Source organism: Streptomyces sp. NPDC026672, from assembly GCF_040638185.1.
Lineage (GTDB): Bacteria > Actinomycetota > Actinomycetes > Streptomycetales > Streptomycetaceae > Streptomyces.
Window position 1 is genome coordinate 1 of sequence record NZ_JBEZXS010000059.1, and the last position, 21,238, is coordinate 21,238.

The 21,238-nt window shown below is 70.9% G+C and carries 18 protein-coding genes and 1 pseudogene; 8 read left to right on the plus strand and 11 right to left on the minus strand.

Going from position 1 to position 21,238, the window contains the following annotated elements; genetic code table 11:
- From AB0F77_RS38940 to AB0F77_RS38960, 5 genes and pseudogenes are all read right to left on the minus strand, one after another.
- Positions 1-371, minus strand: a pseudogene (locus AB0F77_RS38940) (carbohydrate-binding protein); the annotation flags it as partial.
- A 53-nt stretch (positions 372-424) separates the two neighbouring features.
- Positions 425-1,246: a carbohydrate ABC transporter permease gene (locus AB0F77_RS38945; RefSeq protein ID WP_361958346.1), complete on the minus strand. Its 822-nt coding sequence runs from the start codon at positions 1,244-1,246 to the stop codon at positions 425-427.
- 101 nt (positions 1,247-1,347) lie between these two features.
- The gene (locus tag AB0F77_RS38950) at positions 1,348-2,262 is read right to left on the minus strand and encodes a sugar ABC transporter permease (RefSeq protein WP_361958246.1); all 915 of its coding nucleotides are present in this window, start codon (positions 2,260-2,262) and stop codon (positions 1,348-1,350) included.
- A gap of 22 nt (positions 2,263-2,284) precedes the next feature.
- On the minus strand, positions 2,285-3,601 hold the full coding sequence (locus tag AB0F77_RS38955; RefSeq protein WP_361958249.1) for an ABC transporter substrate-binding protein: 1,317 nt from the start codon (positions 3,599-3,601) through the stop codon (positions 2,285-2,287).
- Between the two features lie 17 nt (positions 3,602-3,618).
- Positions 3,619-4,791, minus strand: a complete 1,173-nt coding sequence (locus AB0F77_RS38960; protein ID WP_361958252.1) for an ROK family transcriptional regulator — start codon at positions 4,789-4,791, stop codon at positions 3,619-3,621.
- 230 nt (positions 4,792-5,021) lie between these two features.
- Here AB0F77_RS38960 and AB0F77_RS38965 point away from each other — a divergent pair, with 230 nt between their 5' ends.
- Positions 5,022-7,169: an alpha-galactosidase gene (locus AB0F77_RS38965; protein ID WP_361958255.1), complete on the plus strand. Its 2,148-nt coding sequence runs from the start codon at positions 5,022-5,024 to the stop codon at positions 7,167-7,169.
- Positions 7,170-7,244: 75 nt separating this feature from the next.
- On the opposite strand, the gene AB0F77_RS38970 is transcribed toward AB0F77_RS38965, so the two are convergent.
- Together AB0F77_RS38970 and AB0F77_RS38975 are read right to left on the minus strand one after the other, a co-directional pair.
- The gene (locus AB0F77_RS38970; protein WP_361958258.1) at positions 7,245-9,005 is read right to left on the minus strand and encodes a glycogen debranching protein; all 1,761 of its coding nucleotides are present in this window, start codon (positions 9,003-9,005) and stop codon (positions 7,245-7,247) included.
- 53 nt (positions 9,006-9,058) lie between these two features.
- Positions 9,059-10,066: a LacI family DNA-binding transcriptional regulator gene (locus AB0F77_RS38975; protein ID WP_361958261.1), complete on the minus strand. Its 1,008-nt coding sequence runs from the start codon at positions 10,064-10,066 to the stop codon at positions 9,059-9,061.
- A 233-nt stretch (positions 10,067-10,299) separates the two neighbouring features.
- Here AB0F77_RS38975 and AB0F77_RS38980 point away from each other — a divergent pair, with 233 nt between their 5' ends.
- From AB0F77_RS38980 to AB0F77_RS39000, 5 genes are read left to right on the plus strand one after another with little or no spacing between them, the layout of a single operon-like run.
- Positions 10,300-11,496, plus strand: coding sequence for a hypothetical protein (locus AB0F77_RS38980; RefSeq protein ID WP_361958264.1), 1,197 nt, complete (start codon positions 10,300-10,302; stop codon positions 11,494-11,496).
- 52 nt (positions 11,497-11,548) lie between these two features.
- Positions 11,549-12,814 carry an extracellular solute-binding protein gene (locus AB0F77_RS38985; RefSeq protein ID WP_361958267.1) on the plus strand — a complete coding sequence of 422 codons (1,266 nt, stop codon included), beginning with the start codon at positions 11,549-11,551 and terminating at the stop codon, positions 12,812-12,814.
- The gene (locus AB0F77_RS38990) at positions 12,811-13,869 is read left to right on the plus strand and encodes a sugar ABC transporter permease (protein ID WP_361958270.1); all 1,059 of its coding nucleotides are present in this window, start codon (positions 12,811-12,813) and stop codon (positions 13,867-13,869) included. Before AB0F77_RS38985 ends, AB0F77_RS38990 begins: the two co-directional genes overlap by 4 nt.
- Entirely contained in the window at positions 13,856-14,776 is a 921-nt protein-coding gene (locus AB0F77_RS38995; RefSeq protein WP_361958273.1) for a carbohydrate ABC transporter permease, read from the plus strand. The genes AB0F77_RS38990 and AB0F77_RS38995 overlap by 14 nt, the downstream gene beginning before the upstream one ends.
- The gene (locus tag AB0F77_RS39000; RefSeq protein WP_361958276.1) at positions 14,773-16,557 is read left to right on the plus strand and encodes a hypothetical protein; all 1,785 of its coding nucleotides are present in this window, start codon (positions 14,773-14,775) and stop codon (positions 16,555-16,557) included. The genes AB0F77_RS38995 and AB0F77_RS39000 overlap by 4 nt, the downstream gene beginning before the upstream one ends.
- 61 nt (positions 16,558-16,618) lie before the next feature.
- Here AB0F77_RS39000 and AB0F77_RS39005 read toward each other — a convergent pair whose 3' ends face one another.
- The 4 genes from AB0F77_RS39005 to AB0F77_RS39020 form a co-directional block, all read right to left on the minus strand.
- Positions 16,619-17,467 (minus strand): oxidoreductase, encoded by an 849-nt coding sequence (locus AB0F77_RS39005; protein WP_361958279.1) that lies wholly within the window; start codon positions 17,465-17,467, stop codon positions 16,619-16,621.
- Between the two features lies 1 nt (position 17,468).
- The gene (locus AB0F77_RS39010; protein ID WP_361958282.1) at positions 17,469-18,152 is read right to left on the minus strand and encodes a TetR/AcrR family transcriptional regulator; all 684 of its coding nucleotides are present in this window, start codon (positions 18,150-18,152) and stop codon (positions 17,469-17,471) included.
- Between the two features lie 68 nt (positions 18,153-18,220).
- On the minus strand, positions 18,221-19,078 hold the full coding sequence (locus tag AB0F77_RS39015) for an aldo/keto reductase (protein ID WP_361958285.1): 858 nt from the start codon (positions 19,076-19,078) through the stop codon (positions 18,221-18,223).
- A 195-nt stretch (positions 19,079-19,273) separates the two neighbouring features.
- Positions 19,274-19,735, minus strand: a complete 462-nt coding sequence (locus tag AB0F77_RS39020; protein WP_361958288.1) for a nuclear transport factor 2 family protein — start codon at positions 19,733-19,735, stop codon at positions 19,274-19,276.
- Between the two features lie 125 nt (positions 19,736-19,860).
- Here AB0F77_RS39020 and AB0F77_RS39025 point away from each other — a divergent pair, with 125 nt between their 5' ends.
- Complete coding sequence (locus AB0F77_RS39025; RefSeq protein WP_361958291.1) at positions 19,861-20,430, plus strand: helix-turn-helix domain-containing protein; 570 nt, start codon at positions 19,861-19,863, stop codon at positions 20,428-20,430.
- A gap of 150 nt (positions 20,431-20,580) precedes the next feature.
- Positions 20,581-21,213 carry a hypothetical protein gene (locus AB0F77_RS39030; protein WP_361958293.1) on the plus strand — a complete coding sequence of 211 codons (633 nt, stop codon included), beginning with the start codon at positions 20,581-20,583 and terminating at the stop codon, positions 21,211-21,213.
- The last annotated feature ends 25 nt before the right edge of the window (positions 21,214-21,238 follow it).

The window sequence follows — 21,238 nt, forward strand, 5'->3', positions numbered from 1 at the left end:
TGGTCGAACTCCGGCTTCCAGGCGTTGTCACGCCACCAGCCGGCATCGATGTTGACGTACTCGTAGCCGAACCTCTTCAGCTTCGACGCCAACGCGTCCGTCTGCTTCAGAACATTCGCCTCAGTGAGGTAGCTGTAGTCGCCGTCCGGGTTCAGACCCGGATACTTCGACGACTGCATACTCCAACTCGACCAGCCCATGTACGGCTTGGCCGCGACGGGCGCCTTGGCCGACGTGGCCGGCTTGGCCGCCGTCGCGCTCTCGGCGTGCGCGGCCGCCGGGACGGCGGTGGCCAGGCCCGCCGTGAGGGCGAAGACCACGGCGGCTCTGAGCCCGCGTACGGACAGGACGGAATACGAGGATGACCGCATGGGTCGTGCCTCCTGGAGGTGGGTTTCGGCGGGGGGGGTGGATCCGGGGCGGCTCAGCCCTTGCCCGAGCCGATGGTGAGTCCGCTGATGAACTGGCGCTGGAGGGCGAAGTACACCAGCAGGGTGGGGATCGCGGTCATGAGGGCACCGGCCGCGATCAGGTTCGGATTGGTGAAGTACTGGCCCTGGAGGTTGGCCAGGGCCGAGGTGATGGGGCGCTTGTCACCCGTCTCGATGAGGGTGAGCGGCCAGAAGAAGTCGTTGTAGATCCAGATGGACTCCAGCGTGGCCAGCGCGGCGAAGGCCGGGCGGCACAGCGGCAGGATGATCTGGAAGAACTGCCGCCAGACCTGGGCGCCGTCGACGAGCGCGGCCTCGGAGATCTCCTTGGGGATCGTCTTCATGTAGTTGCTGAGGACGAAGGTGCAGAAGCCGCACTGGTAGGCGATGTGGATGGCGATGATGCCCCATGCCGAGTTGTAGAGCAGCAGGGAGTCGCTCATCCACGCCGGCAGCGGGAGCAGGAGGTAGAGCCGGTACAGGGGGGTGATGAGGACCTGGGCCGGCAGCAGGTTGCCCGCCGTGAACAGCATCAGCAGGGCGAGGTTGAGCCGGAAGTCGAAGCGCGTCACGAAGAACGCGACCGCCGCGGAGAACAGCAGGGTGCCCAGGACCGCCGGCACGGTGATCAGGACGGAGTTCCAGAAGAAGTGCGGCATGCCGGACTGGGTCCAGGCGTCCTTGAAGTTCCCGAACCCGAAGCTGTGCGGCAGCGAGAAGTAGCCGTTCTTGGCGGTGTCGCCGTACGACCTCAGCGAGGTGTAGACGGCCCACAGCAGCGGGACGAGCCAGAGCACGGAGACCGTGCCGAGCAGCAGGTGGCGGCCGGTGTTGCGGGGCGGCCTGCTGCGGGCCGCGGTGGGGCCCGGCCGGTGGGCGGAGCGGGCGTCGAGGTCCGCCCGGGGTGCCGTCGTCGTCACGCGTCCTCCTTGCGGAAGGTCTGCACGAGGAACGCGCCGATCGCGGCCAGGGAGACCAGCAGCAGTACGACGGCGAGCGCGGAGCCGTATCCGATGTGGCCGGACTCGCCGATGATGTTGTCGGTGATGAGCAGGGACAGGAGTTCCATGCCGGGTTTGCTGCCGGTGCCGCCGCCGAGGACGTACACGATGTCGAAGGCGCGCAGCGACTCCATGACGGTGACGACGATGATGATGACGTTCACCGGTTTGAGCGCCGGCAGGACGACGCGGAAGAAGGTCTGCCGTCCGTTGGCGCCGTCGAGGGAGGCGGCTTCCTTGAGGGCGGGGTCGAAGCCCTTCAGGCCGGCCAGGTAGAGGATCATGATGTACCCGGTGTGCCGCCAGCTGGAGGCGACGAGCACGGCCCACAGGTTGAGGTCGGGGTTGCCGAGCCAGTCGATGTGGTGGCCCGAACCGACCGCGCCCAGCACGCTGTTGAGCAGACCGGTGTCCGGGTTGTAGATGATCTCCCAGATGAACCCGACGACGGCCAGGGACAGCACCATCGGCAGGAAGATCGCGGTCTGGTAGACGCGGGTGAACCGGATCTTCTGGTCCAGCTGGTAGGCGAGGAACACGCCGAACGGGGTGGGCAGCAGCGCCGTGAACAGGAGCCAGACGACGTTGTGTTCCACCGCCGGCCAGAACGGCGGGTAGTTGGTGAGGATCTGGGTGTAGTTCTCGATGCCGGTCCAGTGGATGTCCGACAGGTCGATGCCGTCCCAGGTGGTGAACGACAGGGCGACCGAGGCGAGCGCGGGCAGCCAGACGAAGACCAGCAGGGCGATCAGGGGCAGGCCGATGACGGCCGCCAGGAAGAGGCGGTCGCCACGGCCGAGGCGGGACGGGGAGGAGGTCGCGGGGGGCACGGTCGAGCCTTTCCGGTCCTGTTCAGGCCGTGAAGAAGCGCGAGCGCTGCGACTCGATCTTCTTGAGGGTGGCGGCCCCGTCGTCGGGGTGGCCGAGCCACTCGGTCAGGCCGGGCAGGACGACGGTGGAGATGAAGCCGGGGTCGCTGTCGCGGTCGGCGAACTGGCTGATGTGCTTGGCGGAGGCGATGAGTTCGGCCGACTTCTTCTGGAGGGCGTTGTAGGAGCCGGTCGACGCCTGTTCGTTGACGGCGAGGTTGCTGGGGTCGACGCCCCCGTATGCCTGTTCGGCGGCGGCGCCGCCCAGGAACTCCAGGAACTTCTTCGCGCCGTCCTCGTTGCGGGGCTTGCGGCTGAGCATGAAGCCGTCGGTGGGCGCCTCGACGGCGTCCTGGCCGTTGGCGGCCTCGATCTCCGGGAAGGGGAAGAAGTCGATGTCGGCGCGGATCTTCTCGTCGGTGATCTGCTGGCCGAGGAAGAGACCGATGACCGCCATGCCGGACTTCTTGTCGAGCAGGGTCTGCGCCGCGTCCTGCCAGGACCGGCCGCCACCGCTCTTCTGGTAGTACGGGGTGAGTTCGCGCCACAGGTCGAGGACGCGGGCGGTGCGCTTGTCGGTCCAGGAGGTCTGGCCGCGCAGCAGCGACATGTGGAAGTCGTAGCCGTTGGCGCGCAGGTTCAGGTAGTCGAAGGCGCCGAGGATCGACCAGTTGTCGCCGCCGCCGTAGCCGGCGGTGACGGGCGAGAGGCCGTCCTTCTGCATGCGCTTGGCCAGGGCGATGAACTCGTCCCACTTCTGGGGGACCTGGTAACCGCGCTCCTGGAAGAGGCTCTTGCGGTAGAAGACGGCCCACGGGTAGTTGTACAGCGGCACGAAGTAGTACTTGCCGTCCTCGCCCTTGCTGAGCTGCTTGGTGGCGTCGTTGAAGCCGCCGCCGATCTTGTCCCACACGTCGTCGAGGGGGCTCGCGAGGCCCTTCTTCGCGAAGTACTGCATGCGGTAGCCGGCGAACCAGGTGAACACGTCGTCCGGGGTGCCCTGGAGGTAGCTGGTGATGCTCTTCTGGAAGGTGTCGTGGTCGACGGTGTTCGTCTTGACCGTGAGACCGGACTCCTTGGTGAACGCCTTGGTCACCGCGGCGTAGGCGGACTTCGGCGTCGCGTCGGCGCCGTTGGAGCCGAAGGTGACCGTCTTCGGGTCGGCGCCCGCTCCCCCACCACCGCACGCCGTGAGGACGGGGGCGGCCAGGGCGGCGGCTCCGAGGCCGAAGAGGCCCCCGACGACTCTGCGCCGGCCGGGACCGCTCGCAGCCAGGGGGTTGCGGCTCTGCTGCGTCATTGCTGCTCCTCGTACTGTTAGTTCGCGTCGGTGATGAAGGACTGGATCGCGGTGGCCGCGGCCCCGCGGGCCCACTCCTCGAAGGGGAGCGGGCGGGTCTGTACGTCGCACTGGGCGGCGGAGCCGAAGACGGCCGCGGCGAAGGAGTCGCGGATCTGCTCGGCGAACAGGTCGTAGGCGGCCAGGCCCTCGCCGGAGATGATCACGCGTTCGGGTCCGAAGAGGTTGGCCACGGTCGCGATGCCGCGGCCGATCGCCTCACCGGCGCGGGCGTACGCCTCCCGGGCGCCCGCGTCCCCCTGGCGGGCGAGGCCGAGCGCGTCGGTGGTGTCGGAGACGTCCGTGCCGGTGGCCTCGCGGATGCGGGCGACGATGGCGGCGTCGCCCGCGATCGCCTCCACACAGCCCCGGTTGCCGCAGTGGCACAGCGGTCCCGCCGGGTCGACGGTCACATGTCCGATCTCGCCCGCGACACCGTGCGCGCCGGCGACGACCCGCCCGTGGACGACGAGGCCGCAGCCGATGCCGGCGCCGACGGTGACCACGGCGAAGTCGGAGAGTCCGACGCCGGCGCCGAACCACTGCTCGGCGACGGTCAGCGCGCGCACGTCGTTGTCGACGGTGACGGGCAACCCGGTCGTCGCGGCGGCGAGTTCGGCGAGCGGGACGTCCCGCCAGTCCAGGAAGGGCGAGTAGCGCACGACGCCCTCGGCGCGTTCCACGTCCCCGGAGACGGCGATGCCGAGGCCCATGACGCGCACACCGAAGCCGTCGGCCTCGATGAGCAGTTCATGGACGAGGTCCGCGGTGGCGGCGAGCACCGCCTTGGCGGCCCGGTCGGCCAGCGGGACCTGCCGGGCGAGCAGGATGCGGCAGCACAGATCGGTGAGTACGCCGAACAGTTGGTCGCCGGTCATCTTGATGCCGATGAACAGCGCCCGTCCGCCCTCCACCCGGAGCAGACTCGCGGGGCGCCCGAGTCCCGCGCGGGTCTCCTCGTCGACGTCCTCCGCCAGGTAGCCGGCCTCGATCAGGGGCCGGACCGCCTTGGTGACCGCGGCCGGGGACAGCGCGGCTCGCCGGGCCAACTCAAGCCGGGTGAGCGGCCCCTGGGAGAGCACGGTCGTGAAGATCTGGGACGCGGCCGGGGTGTTGGCCGGAAACGTCTCAACGGGTGAGGGCGAGCGCATGGCCGGGAACCTATGGCTCTTATTTTCTGATGTCAATGAAAGAAACAGAAATCGCCCGAAGGTCGATGATGACCCCACCTCAACCTTTAAACATTTGATTCAAGCAGGGAGTTGACATGGGATCGATGGTCACGCTTGGCTTTCGGACGTCACTCATACTCAGCTCACCACTCTGTAGACCCCCCAGCGCGGCACCCGCCGCTCACCTTGACTCCCGAACGTGAGGCCCGATGCCGACGATCTCCTGTGCCCCGGACACCGGGGTCTGGCTGCTGACCACCCCGCACACGTCGTACGCCCTGCACATCGACGGAACGGGCTCGCCCCGGCACCTCGCCTGGGGCCCGCGGCTGACCCTGCGCGAGGCGGAGGCACTGGCGGTGCCGGCGGGAGACATGCCGAGCAGCTTCGAGGGGCTCGCCCCGGTCGGCGAGGAGCTGCCGGTCGACGGCGGCACCCGGTTCGGCCCGCCGTCGTTGCAGGTCCGGTACGCGGACGGCTCCCGCGCGTTCGAGTGGGAGCCGACGGGACAGCGCGTCGTGGAGGACACCGGCGCGGACGGCGCGGAGCTGGTCCTGGAGTTCCGCGACCGGCTCTATCCGCTGCACGTCGCCCTGCACTACCGGGTGCGCGCGGACACCGATGTGATCGAACGCCGGGTCACCCTGCGCAACTCCGGCGACCAGCACATCGATCTGCTGCGCGCCGACTCCGCCGCCTGGTGCCTGCCGACGCTGCCCGACTACCGGCTCAGCCATGTCACCGGCCAGTGGTCCGCCGAGTCCCAGCTGCGCCGCGAACGGCTGCCGCACGGCGAGACGGTGCTGACCAGCAGGCGGGGCATCACCAGCCACCACGCCAACCCGTGGGTCGCGCTGGACGCCGGGGACGCCGGCGAGGAGCACGGGCGGGTGTGGAGCGCCGCCCTGGCGTGGAGCGGCAGCTGGCGCGTCACGGTGCAGCGCACCCCGGACGGCGTCGCCGGCTTCACCGGGGGCGTGGGGCACGAGGGCACGGCCGTGCCGCTGGCGCCGGGCGAGGAGTTCACCACCCCCGTGTTCGCGGGGCTGTTCGGCGACGGCGGGTTCGGGGCGGTGAGCCGGGCCTGGCACGCGTACACCCGCGACCACGTGATGCCGCACGCGGACGAGATCGCGCCCGTGGTCTACAACTCGTGGGAGGCCACCGGCTTCGACGTCGACGAGGTCAGCCAGCGGGCGCTCGCCGAGCGGGCGGCCCGGCTGGGCGTCGAGCTGTACGTCGTCGACGACGGCTGGTTCGGCGCGCGCCGCAACGACGACGCGGGGCTGGGCGACTGGACGCCGACACCGGAGCGGTTCCCGAACGGGCTGCGCCCGCTGGCCGAGGCGGTCCACGGTCTCGGCATGCGGTTCGGCCTGTGGGTGGAGCCCGAGATGGTCAACCCGGACAGCGACCTGTACCGCGCACACCCCGACTGGGTCCTGCACTTCCCCGGCCGCGCCCGCAGCGAGCTGCGCAATCAGCTCGTCCTCAACTTCGCGCGCGACGACGTCGCCGACTGGGCGTACGGCTGGCTGACCCGGCTGGTCGCCGACAACGGCGTCGACTTCCTGAAGTGGGACATGAACCGGGCGTTCAGCGAGGCGGGCTGGCCCGACGGGAAGGACGGCGACAACCGTCTGTGGACCGGGTACGTGACCAACCTCTACGGCGTCCTGGACCGGCTGCGCGCGGACCATCCGACGCTGCGCGTCGAGACGTGCAGCGGGGGCGGCGGCCGTATCGACCTCGGCATCCTGGCGCGGACCGACCAGACGTGGGTGTCGGACAACACCGACGCCGTCGACCGGCTGGCCATCCAGCACGGCTTCAGCCAGGTCTATCCGGCGCGGGCGATGTCCGCGTGGGTGACCGACGTGCCCAACGGGCTGACCTCGCGCACGGTGCCGCTGCGGTTCCGCTTCCATGTCGCCATGTCCGGTCTGCTGGGGATCGGCGGCGACCTGACGAGGTGGTCGGAGGACGAACTCGCCGAGGCCGCCGAGCTGGTGGCCGACTACAAGAAGGTGCGGCACCTGGTGCAGCACGGTGCGCAGTTCCGGCTGTCGGGCCCGCTCGGCGAGGGTCCCGCGGTCGTGCAGTACGTCACCGAGGACGCCGGCGAGGCACTGGTGCTGGCCTGGCAGCGCGCCCCGCGCCACGGCACCCCGAGGATTCCGGTACGGCTGCCGGGACTCACCCCGGGCGCCCGCTACCGGGACGCCGCGACCGGCGAGGTGCACCACGCCACGCTGCTGACGGAGTACGGGCTGCGGCTCGCCCTGCCGGCCGGTGACTGGTCGAGCACGGCGATCCACCTGGTGCGGGTGGCGGAGGACCGAGGGGCGGAGGACTGAGGGGCGCCGGTCCCGCGGCGGCGACGCCGTGGGGCCGGCCCTCACACCGGTGCGGACGTCACACCGGTAGGGCCGTCACGCCGGTGCGGCGTCGGCGTGGGTGCCGTGGGCGGCGTGGGCGGCGTGGGCGGAGCGTTCGCGTTCGACGTGTTCACGGGCGAGCAGGAGGTAGCAGGCGGCCGTCCAGGTGTAGGCCCGGTCCCTGAGTCCCTCGCCGGTGAGGGCGTCGAAGTTCTCGGCGAACCCCGAGGTCTCGCACAGCCGCCGGAAGGAGGCGCTGAGCGTGTCGGCGCGCTCGGTGAACCCCGCGGTGCGCAGCCCCTGTTCGACGAGGACGGTGGGCGGCCCCCAGACGGGTCCGCGCCAGTAGCCGTCGGCCTCGTAGGCCGGTGAGCCGGTGTGCTCGGTGGCGAGGCCGTGCGGGGTCAGATGCCCGGCGACGAGGTGGGCCAGCCTTGCGGTGACCTCCGGTCCGAGGACGTCGCCGGCGACGACGGGGAGGAGCCGGAGCAGGCTGCGCGAGGTGTGCCGTGTCCCGTCGTCCGCGCGCAGGGAGGTGAAGTCCGCCCCGTCCCACAGGTCGGTCAGCAGGGCGTCGGTCATGTCCCGTGCTTCCGCGGCCCATCTCCCGGCGCGGTCGTCGTCCAGCTCCACCGCCAGCCCGTGCAGCACCCGCAGTTGAAGCACGAGCAGGGTGGCGAGGTCGGGGGTCTCCATGGCGGCGCCGTCCGCGAACACGGTCGCGTTGTCCCAGCCGCTGTCGTTGCCGTGCTGGTAGTGGGCGAGCCGGTGGCCGGGCACCCGGCGCGAGGTCAGCCAGAAGTCGGTGAGCCGTGCCAGTCGCTCGTGGAAGTAGCCGAGTTCGTCCCGGGTGAGCGGCGGCAGCAGGGCCCGCAGCCGGGCGAAGGCCCAGCCGTGCACGGGTGGTTTGACGTAGGCGCGGGAGACCAGGGAGTGTCCGACGAGGTCGGGAAGGGCCCCGGACTCGTCCTGGTGGTCGAAGAGCAGGCGCAGCTGGTCGAGCGCGGTCCCGGGCAGTCCGGGGGCGAGGGCCAGGGCGTTGAAGCAGTTGTCCCAGCTCCAGACGCGGTCCATCCAGTGCTTCGACATCAGCGCGGCCTCACGGGTGACGAAGCCGTCCGGGCGGACCATGGCGGACCACAGCACGTGGGCGGCCGCTTCGGCGGCGGGGGTCCCGTCGGTGCGCCAGCCGGCCACCGCGTCGGCGAAGGCGCGGAACTCGGCGGCCGTGTGCCGTTCGGCGGTGTCGAAGTCGTGCTCGGGGCGGTAGGGGCGGCGGGCGGTGCCGAGTTCCTCCACGGCCACCTCCCAGGGACCGGCGGCGGACAGCAGCACTCCCGTACGGCTGCCGGGTGCCTCACCCGTGGTCGCCGTACCGCGCAGGACGGTGACGCGGAAGCGCACGCCGGTCTCGTGGGAGCTGAAGACGTACGCCCCGTCGACGGGGTCGGTGAAGAAGTGCGAGCCGGCGAAGGGTGCCTCGGGGACACCGTCCCGGAGTGCGAACCCGAGTCCTTCGCCGCGCAGGCGCAGGGTCCGCGCCGACTCGTACACGGCCTCGACGTGTCCCGCGTCGGCCTCCCACCGCAGCAGGGACGGGGTGCCCGTCACGCGGGTCGTGACGGGCACCCCCCGCGCGTCGAGGGGCACCAGCTCCAGCACCGGGGTCATCCGGTGCTGGTGCGCGACCAGGTGCAGATGGTCGGCGACGGTGTGCGGTGCGACGACCGGGGAGAGGTTGAACCAGGCGCCCCTCCTGCTGAAGGGAACCCGGCGCGGGTCGAAGAAGAGATCTGCCGTTGTGCCCATGACCATGGGCACAAGTTACTGAGCTGACCGATTTCCTGCAAGAAACGCGCAGAGATCCGTCAACGGTCTGCCGTCGGCACCGGTCCGGTGGACGAGCGCACGATCAGCTCGGGCGAGAAGAAGAGTTCCGTCTCGTCCACCTGCCGCCCCCTGATGAGCCCGATCAGCATCTGCACCACGGCGGCGGCGATGCGCTCGGTGGGCTGCCGGACACTGGTGAGCGGCGGGTCGAAGAACTCCAGCGGCAGGGCGTCGTCGTACCCCACCACCGAGAGGTCGGCGGGGACCTGGAGACCCGCCCAGCGCGCGGAGCGGACGGCGCCGAGGGCCATCTCGTCGCTGGCCGCCACGATCGCGGTGAGCGCCGGGTCCTCGCACAGCCGCGAGGCGGCCGAGACACCGCCCTCGATGCTGTACTCGTGACGGGCGACAGGGGCGTCCTCGGTGCCGGCGCCGCGCGCCTTCATCGCCGCACGGAAGCCGTCCACACGGCGGTCGCTGGGGCGGTTGCCGCGCGGGCCCGCGATCAGCCCGATCCTGCGGTGCCCCAGCCGCCACAGGTGGTCGACGGACATCTCGGCGGCCAGCCGGTCGTCCGTGGACAGCACCGGTCCGTGACTGCCGCCGGCCGCCCCGTTGATGCACACGTACGGCACCGACCTGCTCTCCAGCAGCCGGTAGACACCGGGGTCGGCGTTCTCCAGGGTGTTGCTCGCGGACACGAAGATCGCGCCGACGGCCCCCGCCTCGATCACCGCGGAGCCGAAGTCGAGTTCCTGCGCGCCGCCCGCCGGGGCGGAACAGATCACCCCGCGCAGTCCGTGCAGTCCGAGCCCGGCGACGATCCGGTCCGCCATCTGCGCGAAGAACGGATCGAACAGGCCGGGCGTGACGAGCATGACGAGGCTGCCGGCGTGGGCGCGCACGTAGCCGACCGTGCGCATGGCCTCCTCGACGGCCTTGCGGGTGGCGGCCGCCACCGTGCCGCGGTTGTTGACGACCCTGCTCACCGTCGCCTCGCTGACGCCCGCCGCCTGCGCCACGTCCGCAATGCCGATCCTCGTCATCCAGCCCCTCCGAACCCTCTTCGCCTTCGTCCGCGCGGCGATTATGCACCGCCACGGCCGTGCGTCCGCGCTTCTCCATGATTGATGAGTGCAAGTTCTTGCACTCAACACGACAGAAGGTTACCGTCCTCGGCGTGAGCGCATCGAGCCATCCGGGGCCGCTCCCGGACCTTCGCTTCCACTGCTCCGACACCCCTCTTGAGCAGTGCTTCGACTGGGCTGTGTCACAGTCCTTGAGCCGTGTCAGGTCCGACGACCCTGGCGCGATCCCGTCGTACTGGGCCGGTCTCACCGACCGCCCGATGTTCTACTCGCGTGACGTCTCCCACCAGGCACTGGGCGCCCATCTGCTCGGGCTCGACCGGGAGAACCACTCCATGCTCAGGCACTTCGCCGCCTCGGCGACGGCCGCCCGCGCGTACTACCCGCTGTGGGCGTTCACCTTCGACGGCGCGCCCGCGGCCATCGACTACGTGGACGACACACGGTTCGTGCGGGAGACCCCGGCCGCCTTCGAGATCGCCGAGAAGAGCATCGAGCAGTATCTGTGGACGGGCGACGACCGGTATCTGACCGATCCGGTGTTCCTGGACTACTACCGCAATCTCGTACGGGAGTTCGTGCCGCGCCATGACATCCTCGGCACGGGGGTGGCGGGGGAACGGGACACCCGCGACATCTTCGCCGGCAGCCCCACCTACAACGAGGCGTCCGACGCGGCGGGGATGCAGGTGGCCGGTGACGGCATCGCCAGCCAGTGGGCCGCCATGACCGCGATCGCCGCCGTCGTCCCCGACCCCGCACTCGCCGAGGAGGCGCGGGAGAGCGCGGACCGGCTGCGCGCGCACTTCGCGGACGGCTGGTGGGACGAGGCCCACGGGCGCTATCTGACCGGAGTCTCCGCCGACCGCGCGTACACCGAGTTCGCGTTCGAGCCGTCCTGGTTCCCGGCCGTCAAGGGCCTGCTCCCCCGGGGCGAGCGCGCCGAGGCGCACCTCGCCTTCCTCGACGCCTCCCTGGAGCGCCGTCCCCCGGTCAACATCGAGGCGTTCACCTACCTCCCGGAGGCGTTCCTCGCCTACGACCACGACACGACGGCCGTCCGCTGGATCAGACACCTGATCGACTCGCGGTCGGACTACCCGGAGGTGCCGTTCACCGTCGTCTCCCATCTGTGCACCGGTCTGACCGGTGTCCGCCCCCGTCCCGACGGGGCCCTGGAGACCCGCTCGCACCTGGCCGACGGCCAGGTCGAGGTGACGGGACTGCCCTACCGCTCCGCGCGGATCTCGGTCAGGCACGACGGCCGTGAGAGCACCACGCTCACGGTGGAGTCCGGCACCGAACCGCTGCGCTGGGTCGCCCACGTGGGCGGCCGTACGGTCTCACGGCTCGTCGAGCCGGGCCGGAGCACCACCGTCGGGGCGTGAGCCGCACCCGCCCCGAAACCGCACCACCACTCGAACACGCAAGGGACATGCGATGAAAAAACGCTCTGTGGTCCTCACCGCCGCCGCGACGGCGGCGCTGATGCTCTCCGGTTGCACCAGTGGCAGCAGTACCGGCGCGTCCTCCGACGGGAAGGTCACGATCTCCTTCGCCCACTGGGGCAACAACCAGGAGAACGCCACGCTCAAGGCGATGGTCGCCCTCTTCGAGAAGGCGCACCCCGACATCACCGTGCGGTCGAACTGGGTCCAGAGCGACTACGAGCAGAAGCTCCAGACGTCCATCGCGGGCGGTTCGGCCCCCACGGTCGCCGCGATCTCCCACACCTCCCTCCCCGCGTTCGCCAGTGCCTTCCGCAAGGCCGAGGTCCAGCCGTCCGACTACTACTCGCCGAACATCTCGCGGAGCATGTCGGTCGGCGGTGCGTACGCCGCCACGCCCTTCACCGTGAAGACCAAGGCGATGGCGGTCAACAAGAAGCTCTACCGGAAGGCGGGCCTGACCGTCCCGTCCGCGAACTCCCCCATGACACCGGAGCAGTTCGCCGCGAACGCGGCCAAGCTCACCTCCGGCTCCGGCAAGTCCCGGGTGTTCGGCTCGGCCCCGCTGTGGTTCCAGGGCTGGCTGAGCGTGGAGGGCGGCTCCTTCTACAACGCCGACGGCACCCGCTGCGCCAGCGGCTCGCCGACGGCGGTGAAGACCGCCGAGTACATCATCGACGCCCAGTCCCCCAAGGGCTTCACCCCCAGCTACCTCGGCGCACAGGGACAGGACATGTTCGACTGGCTGAGCATCGGCCGGCTCGCCATGCAGCCCGACTTCGGCCCCTGGAACATCGCCCAGCTCACCGCGCTGTCCAACAGCGCCGACTACGCCCTGGTGCCCGTGCCGGGCCGCGGCGAACCCATGGAGGTCGACGGCCTCGGCATCTCCAGGTCGGCCGGCGGAGCGCAGGCGGACGCGGCGCAGAAGTTCGTGCGGTTCATGGCGACCGACCCGGGGGCCCAGAAGCTGCTCACCACGAAGGCGTCCTCCCTCGGCCTGCCCGTCGTCGAGGCGGCGCTGCCCTCGTTCGAGGCGGCGGCGCCCGACCTGGACCTCAAGGTCTTCGTGGACGCGGTCGACCAGTCCGTGGTGACGGCGACACCCAAGCAGGACACCCAGGCCCAGAGCACGTTCAACAACGACATGTTCTCGCGCACCGCGATGGGCTCGGGCCACGAGGCCCCGGCCGTCGTCCTGCCGCAGTTGCAGAAGAAGTGCCAGCAGACCCTCGACAGCGCGGGCGCGGGACAGTGAACCCGGTCGTCCAGAGCCTGACGGATCTGCTCGGCCGGCTGGGGCTCATACCCGAACTGCGGTCGCTCGTGGCCTTCCTGATCCTCCTGGCCGTGGTCCTCGCCGTGGTCGCCGGAACGCTGGCCCTCGCCGTGCGGCGCCGCTGGACCAGCCGTTCCACGGCGGCGTTCTGGCTGTTCGTGTTCCCCTGGGTGTTCGGGTTCGCCCTGTTCACACTCGGCCCGATGGCCTACTCCCTGTGGCTGTCGTTCCTGCACTGGAACCTGATCGACCCGCCGACCTTCGCCGGTACCGCCAACTACGAGAGCGCGGTGCACGATCCGCTGCTGCGGCAGGCGGTGAAGGTGACCCTGGTGTACGCCGTGCTGAGCGTGCCCCTCCAGACGCTGCTGTCGCTGGCGGTGGCACTGCTGATGAACACCCAGGTCAGGGGCATCCATGTGTTCCGCACCATCTGGTACCTGCCGAGCCTGGTGACCGGGGTGGCGCAGACCGTGCTCTTCCTGTGGGTGTTCAACCCCGAGTACGGGCTGGTCAACGGGCTGCTGGCGGACATCGGGATCAAGGGACCCGCGTGGTTCCAGGACCCGGACTGGGCCCTGCCCGCGGCCGTCCTGATGAGCCTGTGGAGCGTCGGCGGCAACATGATCATCTATCTGGCGGGGCTCCAGGACGTGCCCAACGACCTCTACGAGGCCGCCGCGCTGGACGGCGCGGGCCGGGTGCGGCAGCTCTGGCACATCACCCTGCCCCAGATCAGCCCCGTGATCTTCTTCAACGTGGTGACGGGACTCATCGCCGCGATGCAGACGTTCACCCAGGGCTACGTCGTCCGGCAGGCCGGCGGCGCCCCCTCCAACTCCCTGCTGTTCTACGTGTACTACCTCTATCAGAACGGCTTCCAGTTCTTCCGCATGGGCTATGCGTCGGCCCTCGCCTGGATCCTGCTGGTCATGATCCTCGCCCTGACCGCGCTGGTGTTCCGCGGCAGCGCCTTCTGGGTCTACTACGAGTCGGCGTCCCCGCGCTCCAGGAGGTCACGTGTCCGTTCATGAGATCTCCCGGACGGCGCCCGCGCCCCGGCCCGAACGGCCGCGCCGTGCCAGGGAACCGCGCCGGCCGCGGACCTCTCCGGTGCGCGCGCAGTCGTCCGCCGGACGGATCGCCTCGTTCGCCGCGCTGGTCGTCGGGTCCTTCGTGTTCGCGTACCCGTTCCTCTGGATGATCGCCACCTCGCTGCGCACCCGCCGGGGCGTGGCCTCGGGCGGGGTGTCCCTGTGGCCGGTGCAGTGGGCGTTCGGCAACTACGCCGACGGTCTGGGCTCGTTCCCGTTCTGGCGCTACCTCGGCAACAGCCTGGTCACCACGCTGATCCCGGTCGCCGGGACCGTGCTGGTGTCGTCCCTCGCCGGGTTCGCGTTCGCCCGGATCCCCGCCCGGGGCCGGGGCGTCGTGTTCGCGGTGGTCCTCGGCACGATGCTGCTGCCGGGCGAGGTCACCCTCGTACCGCAGTTCATCCTGTTCCGGGAACTCGGGATGATGAACACCCTCTATCCGCTGATCCTGCCGTACGTGTTCGGGTCGCCGTTCTTCATCTTCCTGTTCCGGCAGTTCTACCTGCGGCTGCCCGGCTCCCTCACGGACGCGGCCATCGTCGACGGGGCCGGCTGGCTGCGCACCTGGTGGTCGATCTACCTCCCGCTGTCCAAGCCCATCCTCATCGCGTCCGCCGTCCTCCAGTTCATGGCGTCGTGGAACAACTTCCTCGCCCCGGCGATCTACGTCTCCAACGACGACCTGAAGACGCTGCCCCTGGCGCTGGCCGGGTTCACCTCGGTCAACGGCACCAACACCCCGCTCCTGCTCGCCACGTCGATCGTCGTCGTGCTGCCCTGCATCGTCATCTTCTTCGCTGCGCAGCGGCACATCATCGGCGGCATCTCCTTCACAGGATCCAAATGACCAGCACGCTCCCCGCCGAAGGCACTCCCTGGCTCCCTGGAATCCCCCGGCACCGCACCACCCGCCCCATCCCGCTTCCCGAGGACGTCCCGCGGGTGCTGCGCGCCCACGTCGCCACCGACGAGACGTCCGACGTCGTCACCGAGTCCTGGACCGAGGAGGGCGACTCGACCCTGCGTGTCCGGCTGAGCGGCACGGACCGGGCGACGGCGGTCGTCCTCGTCCCGGCGCCGGACGCCGTCGCCCTGTGGCGGCCCGGCAGTTCGCGCGGCCAGTCCTCCCTGCCGCCGTCCTGGACGGACGACACCCTCCTCACCCCGTTCACCGGTACGGCGCTCGGCAGTCTGCTGGGCCGGGGCGACAGACCCGTCATCACCTTCGGCGCCCGCGCGGCCGACGGCCGGGTGCGGATGCGCGCCGGGATCGTGGAGGAGACCGCCGAACTGCTGCTCACCTTCGAGGCCGATCTCACCGAGGGCGCCCTGGAGGTCGTCCTCGACCTGACCGACCGCCGCTTCGAGGCGTCCGTGGCCACCGTGGGCCGCGCCCTCGGACTGACCCGCCCCCCGGTGCCCGAGGCCGAGTACGAGCCCGTGCTGTGCACCTGGTACGCCTTCCACCAGGCGCTCGGCGGCGAACGGCTGCCCGCGGACATCCGCATCGCCGCCGGACTCGGGTTCGGCACACTGATCGTGGACGACGGCTGGCAGACCGCGGACTGCGACCGCGGCTACGGCTCCTGCGGGGACTGGGAGGTCCACCCGGCGAAGCTGCCCGATCCGGCGCGGCTCGTCGAGACGGCGGCCGGGCTCGGCCTGCGCACCCTGTGGTGGATCGGCACACCGTTCCTCGGCCACCGCTCACGCGCCCACGCCGAGGGACTTCCGGTCCTGTACGACGAACCGGCCATGGAGGCCGCCGTGTTCGACCCCCGGTCCGCGCGCGCCCGCCGTCATCTCGTCGACCGGCTCACCGCGCTCGTGCGCGACACCGGAGCGGCCGGGCTGAAGGTCGACTTCCTGGAGCGGTACGCCCTCGACTCCCCGGTGGCGCCGCCCGAGGACGCGGTGCACCCGTCGGTCCCCCGTGCGGCGCTCAGTCTCCTGGACGAGATCCACACGGCGCTCGCCCGTCATGTGCCGCACCCCGCCGTGGAGTTCCGGGAGCCGTACGTGTCCGCCGAGACCGTCGGGCGGGCCACCATGCTGCGGGTGGCGGACTGCCCGATGAGCCCGGTGGACAACCGGGTGGGCATCGTGGACCTGCGGCTGACGACTCGGGGCGTCGCCGTCCACAGCGACCCCGTCATGTGGGGCGAGTCCGACAGCCCCGAACGGGTCGCGCAGCACCTGCACAGCAGCCTGTTCGGGGTGCCGCAGGTCTCGGTGGCCCTCGCCCGCCAGTCGGAGGCCCAACTGGCTACGCTGCGGACCTGGTTGCGGCTGTGGCGGGAGCACCGGGAGGTCCTGCTCCACGGTGAGCTGCGGGTCACCGGGATCACCGGCAGCTACACCACGGTGGAGGCCCGCCGGGACGGGGTGACGGTCACCGCGCAGTACGCGCCGGCGATCTCGCCGGTGCCCGCGGACACCGGCCGCTGGATCGTGGCCAACGCCCATGACGACGAGATCGTGGTGCGCTCGGACGAGCCGCGCACGGCACGGTTCGGCATCACGGGCTGCGCGGGCGACGTCGTGTCCGAGGGCACCGTGGTCCTGGACGGCCTCGCGGTCTTCGCGGTGCCCGCGGGCGGGGTGCTGCGGCTGACGTTCGACGCCTGACCGTCATCCGCGCGTGGCCGGCCGGGGTCGAGCGGGGCGCTCGCCCCGGCCGGGGCGGAGGTCAGGCGATGGACCTGCCGTCGGGGAAGTCGGTGGAGACCGAGAGGTCGCGCCACAGCTCGAACTCCTTGTCCACCGCCGACCGGGCCTCGGTGACCAGGCGGACGGCGTCGCTGCCGAGCAGCAGGTGTCCCGGCGGGGTCGGCGCGTCCAGGGCCTCCAGGAGCGCCCGGCCGGCACGGGCCGGGTCGCCGAGCTGGTTCCCGCTGAGGGCGAGGCGGTTGTCGCGGATCGGGCCGAACACCTCGTCGTAGTCCGGTTCGCTGCGCTCGATCCGGCTCATGGAGCGGCCCGCCCAGTCGGTGCGGAAGGAGCCCGGTTCGACGCTCATGACGTGGATGCCGAAGGGGGCCAGCTCGGCGCGCAGGCTGTCGGCGACGCCTTCGACGGCGTACTTGCTGCCGTGGTAGAGCGACAGCCCGGCGAAGGCGCGCAGACCGCCCATGGAGGTGATGAAGACGACGGCGCCCGAGCGGCGTTCCCGCATGGAGGGGAGCACCGCCTTGGTGACGGCGAGGACCCCGAACACGTTCACCTCGAACTGGGCGCGCGCGTCGTCGAGGCTCGCCTCCTCCAGGGTGCCCTCCACGCCGTACCCGGCGTTGTTGACGAGGACGTCCACGGGCGCGACGGTGCGGGTGACCTCGTCGACGACGGCGCGGACCTGGTCGTGGTCGGTGACGTCGAGGATCCGGGCGTGGGCCCGGCCGGGGGCGAGGGCCTCGAACTCCCCGGCCCGGTCGGCGTCGCGCAGGGTGCCCACGACGGTGTGCCCGGCGTCGAGCGCCGCGACCGCGAAAGCGCGGCCGAGTCCGGTGCTCACACCGGTGATCAAGAAGGTCTTCGACATGTCAGTTTCCTGGGCTTTCTGCGGTTGCTGAGGGGGTCGCGGCGGGACCGGGCCGGCCGAGCAGTCCGCGCAGCGCGGTTTCGGCGAGGGCGCGCGCGTGGTCCTCGGTGAGGTCGTAGTGGCCGGTCAAACGGCGGAAGACGAGGGGGCCGAAGAGGATGTCGATGACGTCGTCCACGGCGACGGACGGATCGGCCTCGCCGCGGTCGAGGGCGCGCTGCCACAGTTCGGCGATGGCTTCGCGGCGGCCGGTCAGGAAGTAGGTGCGGAAGTACGGGGCACCCGCGGCGTCCTCGACGCAGGCGGCGAGCAACTGGGCGAAGACCTGGCCGCGTTCGCCCGCGTAGAAGGCGCTGACGCGGACCACCTGTTCGGTGAGGTCGCCGACGGCGGAGCCGGTGTCCGGCAGGGGCAGGGCCTCGGCCATCATCAGCCCGAACGCCTTGGCGGCGACCGCCGTCCGCGAGGGCCAGTGCTTGTAGATGGTGGCCTTGCTGACGCCGGAGCGGGCGGCGATGGCGTCCACGGTCGCGGCCGGCAGCCCGCCCTCCGTGAGGAGTTCCTGGGTCGCGGCCAGCACCTCCTCGTGGATGCGCCGGCTGCGCGGCCCCGTGGGGTGCGCGAGGATGCCCTCGGCCGTCGCGTCGTCCGGTGGTGCGGGGTCCGTGGTCCTGCGTGGTGACATCGTCACGCTCCTCGGCGAGGGCGGCGCACGACGGTGTGCGCCGCCCGTGGGTGGTCCGGGTCGGTGGCTCAGACGGCCGCGGAGAGTGTCTCGTACGCCGCGTCGTCCAGCTCGATGGCCGCGGCGCCGATGTTGTCCTCCAGGTGGGCGACGCTGGAGGTGCCCGGGATGGGGAGCATGACCGGCGAGCGCCTGAGCAGCCAGGCCAGCGCGAGCTGGGACGGGGAGGCGCCGTACTGCTTGGACAGGGTGGCGAGCGGTCCCTCGGGGCCGGCCAGGGCGCCGGTCGCCAGCGGGAACCAGGGGATGAAGCCGATGCCCTGCTCGGTGGAGTAGTCGAGCAGGTCCTCGGCGGCGCGGTTGGCGAGGTTGTAGAGGTTCTGCACGGTGACGATCTCGGCCACCTGCTGTGCGGCGCGCAGCTGCTCCACGGTGACCTCGCTGAGGCCGATGTGGCGGATCTTGCCCTCGTCCTGGAGCTTCTTCAGCTCGCCCACCTGGTCCTCCAGCGGGACGGCGGGGTCGACGCGGTGGAGCTGGAAGAGGTCGATGCGGTCGAGGCCGAGGTGGCGCAGGCTGAGCTCGGCCTGCTGGCGCAGGTACTCGGGCCGGCCGACGGCCGTCCAGATGTCGGGGCCCTGCCGGGTCAGACCGGCCTTGGTGGCGATGACCAGGTCGTCGGCGTAGGGGTGCAGGGCCTTCTTGATGAGGAGTTCCGCGGTGAACGGGCCGTAGGAGTCGGCCGTGTCGATGAAGTTCACACCGAGTTCGACGGCACGGCGCAGCACCCGGACCGCCTCGTCGGGGTCCTTGGGGTCTCCCCACACTCCGGGGCCGGTGAGCTGCATCGAGCCGAACCCGAGGCGGGTGGGCGTGAGGTCGCCGAGGGGGAACGTGCCGCTGGCGCGGGCGGGGGCTTCACTCATGATCGCTCCTTCAAATGAACTGTACGTTCAGTCTAGATCCGGGTCGGGCGGTACACAACTCGGACCCTCGGGCCTGGGCGGCCACGACCGCGGACGCCGGGCCCGGAAGCGCACGAGTGCCCCGGACGGCACACCTGTACCGTCCGGGGCGGCTCCATCGACCACGGGGCGGACACCCGCCCCCGGTCCAGGGCCCTAGCGGCCCGCGTGGGCGCGCACGTGGTGGCTGACGTCCCCGAGCATGTCGGTCTCGACCTGCCGGAAGGTGAACCGCCACTCCCCCTCGCGCCGCTCGAAGCGGTCCCGGTAGCGCCCGGCGGCGACGGGCTGGAGGGGGAAGCCGTCGAGGGCCTGGAAGACCGTGAAGTACGAGCGCGAGAGGGCCGTGCCCGCCTCCTCGTCGACCTCGACGAGGAGGTTGGTGGTGACGTGCCGGGTGCGCGGAGTGCCGTCCGCGTGGACCTGGAGGGTGTGGTGGGCGAAGTCCTCGACCGCCCGGGCGCCACCGGTGACGGTGTCGCCGTTGAGGGAGAACTCGGCGTCGGCGAGCAGCTCGCCCAGGCCGGCGAAGTCCCCGTCGTCGACCAGGAAGGCATAACGCGCGACGAGGTTCTCCACGGCCCGTTCGCCGGTGACGGAAGTGGTGTGCGAAGGCATGGTGACCCTTTCCGGTGGGATGACGCGGTGTGTGGCACAGTGTGGAAGTGGAGGCGCCGCCACTTCCATGAGACTAAGTGGAGGCTCCGCCACTTAGCAACCTTTCCAGGGAGGGACGGACGACGATGAGCGAGGGGCGCCCGCTGCGGGCCGACGCCAGGCGCAACCGGGAGAAGATCCTCTCCACGGCGGTGCGTGTGTTCGCCGAGGAGGGGCTGGACGCCCATTTCGAGCGCATCGCCAAGGAGGCCGGCGTGGGCACCGGCACGCTGTACCGCAACTTCCCCACCCGCGAGATCCTCATCGAGGCCGCGTACCGCAACGAGCTGACCCGGCTGTGCGACGCGGCCCCCGACCTGCTGGCGGAGCTGGCCCCGCGGGACGCGCTGCGCGCCTGGATGGGGCGCTTCCTGGACTACGCGACCGCCAAGCTCGGCATGGCCGAGGCCCTGCGCGCGGTCGTCGCCTCGGGCGGTACGCCGTACGCGCACAGCCAGGACATGATGCTGTCCGCCCTGGCCTCGCTGCTGGACGCCGGAGCCGGAGCCGGCACGGTGCGCGCCGACATCACGCCGGCCGACCTCCTCGCCGCGCTGACCGGTGTCGCCCTCGCAGCGGGCGGACCCGGACAGCGCGCACAGGCGGAACGTCTGCTCGACCTGACACTCGACGGCCTGAGCACTACACGCCCCTGAGGTTCGACGGCACCTGAACGGGGGCGCCGGGGCAACGTATGTACATGCGGGCGGCGTCCATGGGAGTTGACGCATCCTGGGAAAGCGACAAACACAAAGGGTACGATCCGCCCCCAAGCATTACGTGTAGGCCGACGAGAGGTGACCGCCATGGCCGAAGTCCAGTCACACGCAGCAGGAATCCAGGCCCAGTACGCCGAACGCGTGACCGCCGACCTGGAGCAGAACACCAAGGAGCAGGAGCGCATCAGTGCCGAAATCACCGCGCTCCAGGAGCAGTTGAGCGCCCTTCAGCAGGACCGGACCGTACTCGTCGGTGTGCAGGAGGCGTTGGGGAGCAGGAGCGGGACACCGGTCGAGGAGACGGCACCCGCCGAGGAGCCGGCGCCCGCCGAGGCCGCGGCCGTGCCCGCGCCGCGCCGGACACCGGCCGCGCCCCGCCGCAAGAAGGCGGCGGCCACGGCCGACAAGTCCAAAGCCGCGGCAAAGAAATCCCCGGCCAAGGACGCCGGTTCGGCGCAGCCGAGCCTCGTCCAGGTCATCAGCGGACTGCTCGCGGAGCAGACCGAGCCGCGGTCCGCCGCGGAGATCGGTGTGCTGCTCGGCCAGGCCCGCCCGGATCGCACCACCAAGACCACGGTCGTGCGCACCACGTTGGAGAACCTGGTCGCCAAGGGTCTCGCCGAGCGTTCCAAGCAGGGCAAGTCGGTGTTCTACACGTCGGTGCCCGCCGGCGGGGTCCCCCGGCAACTCGAGGAGGACGCTGCCGACGCCGAGGACTGATCCGCCCTCGCCGCGGCCGGCCCGT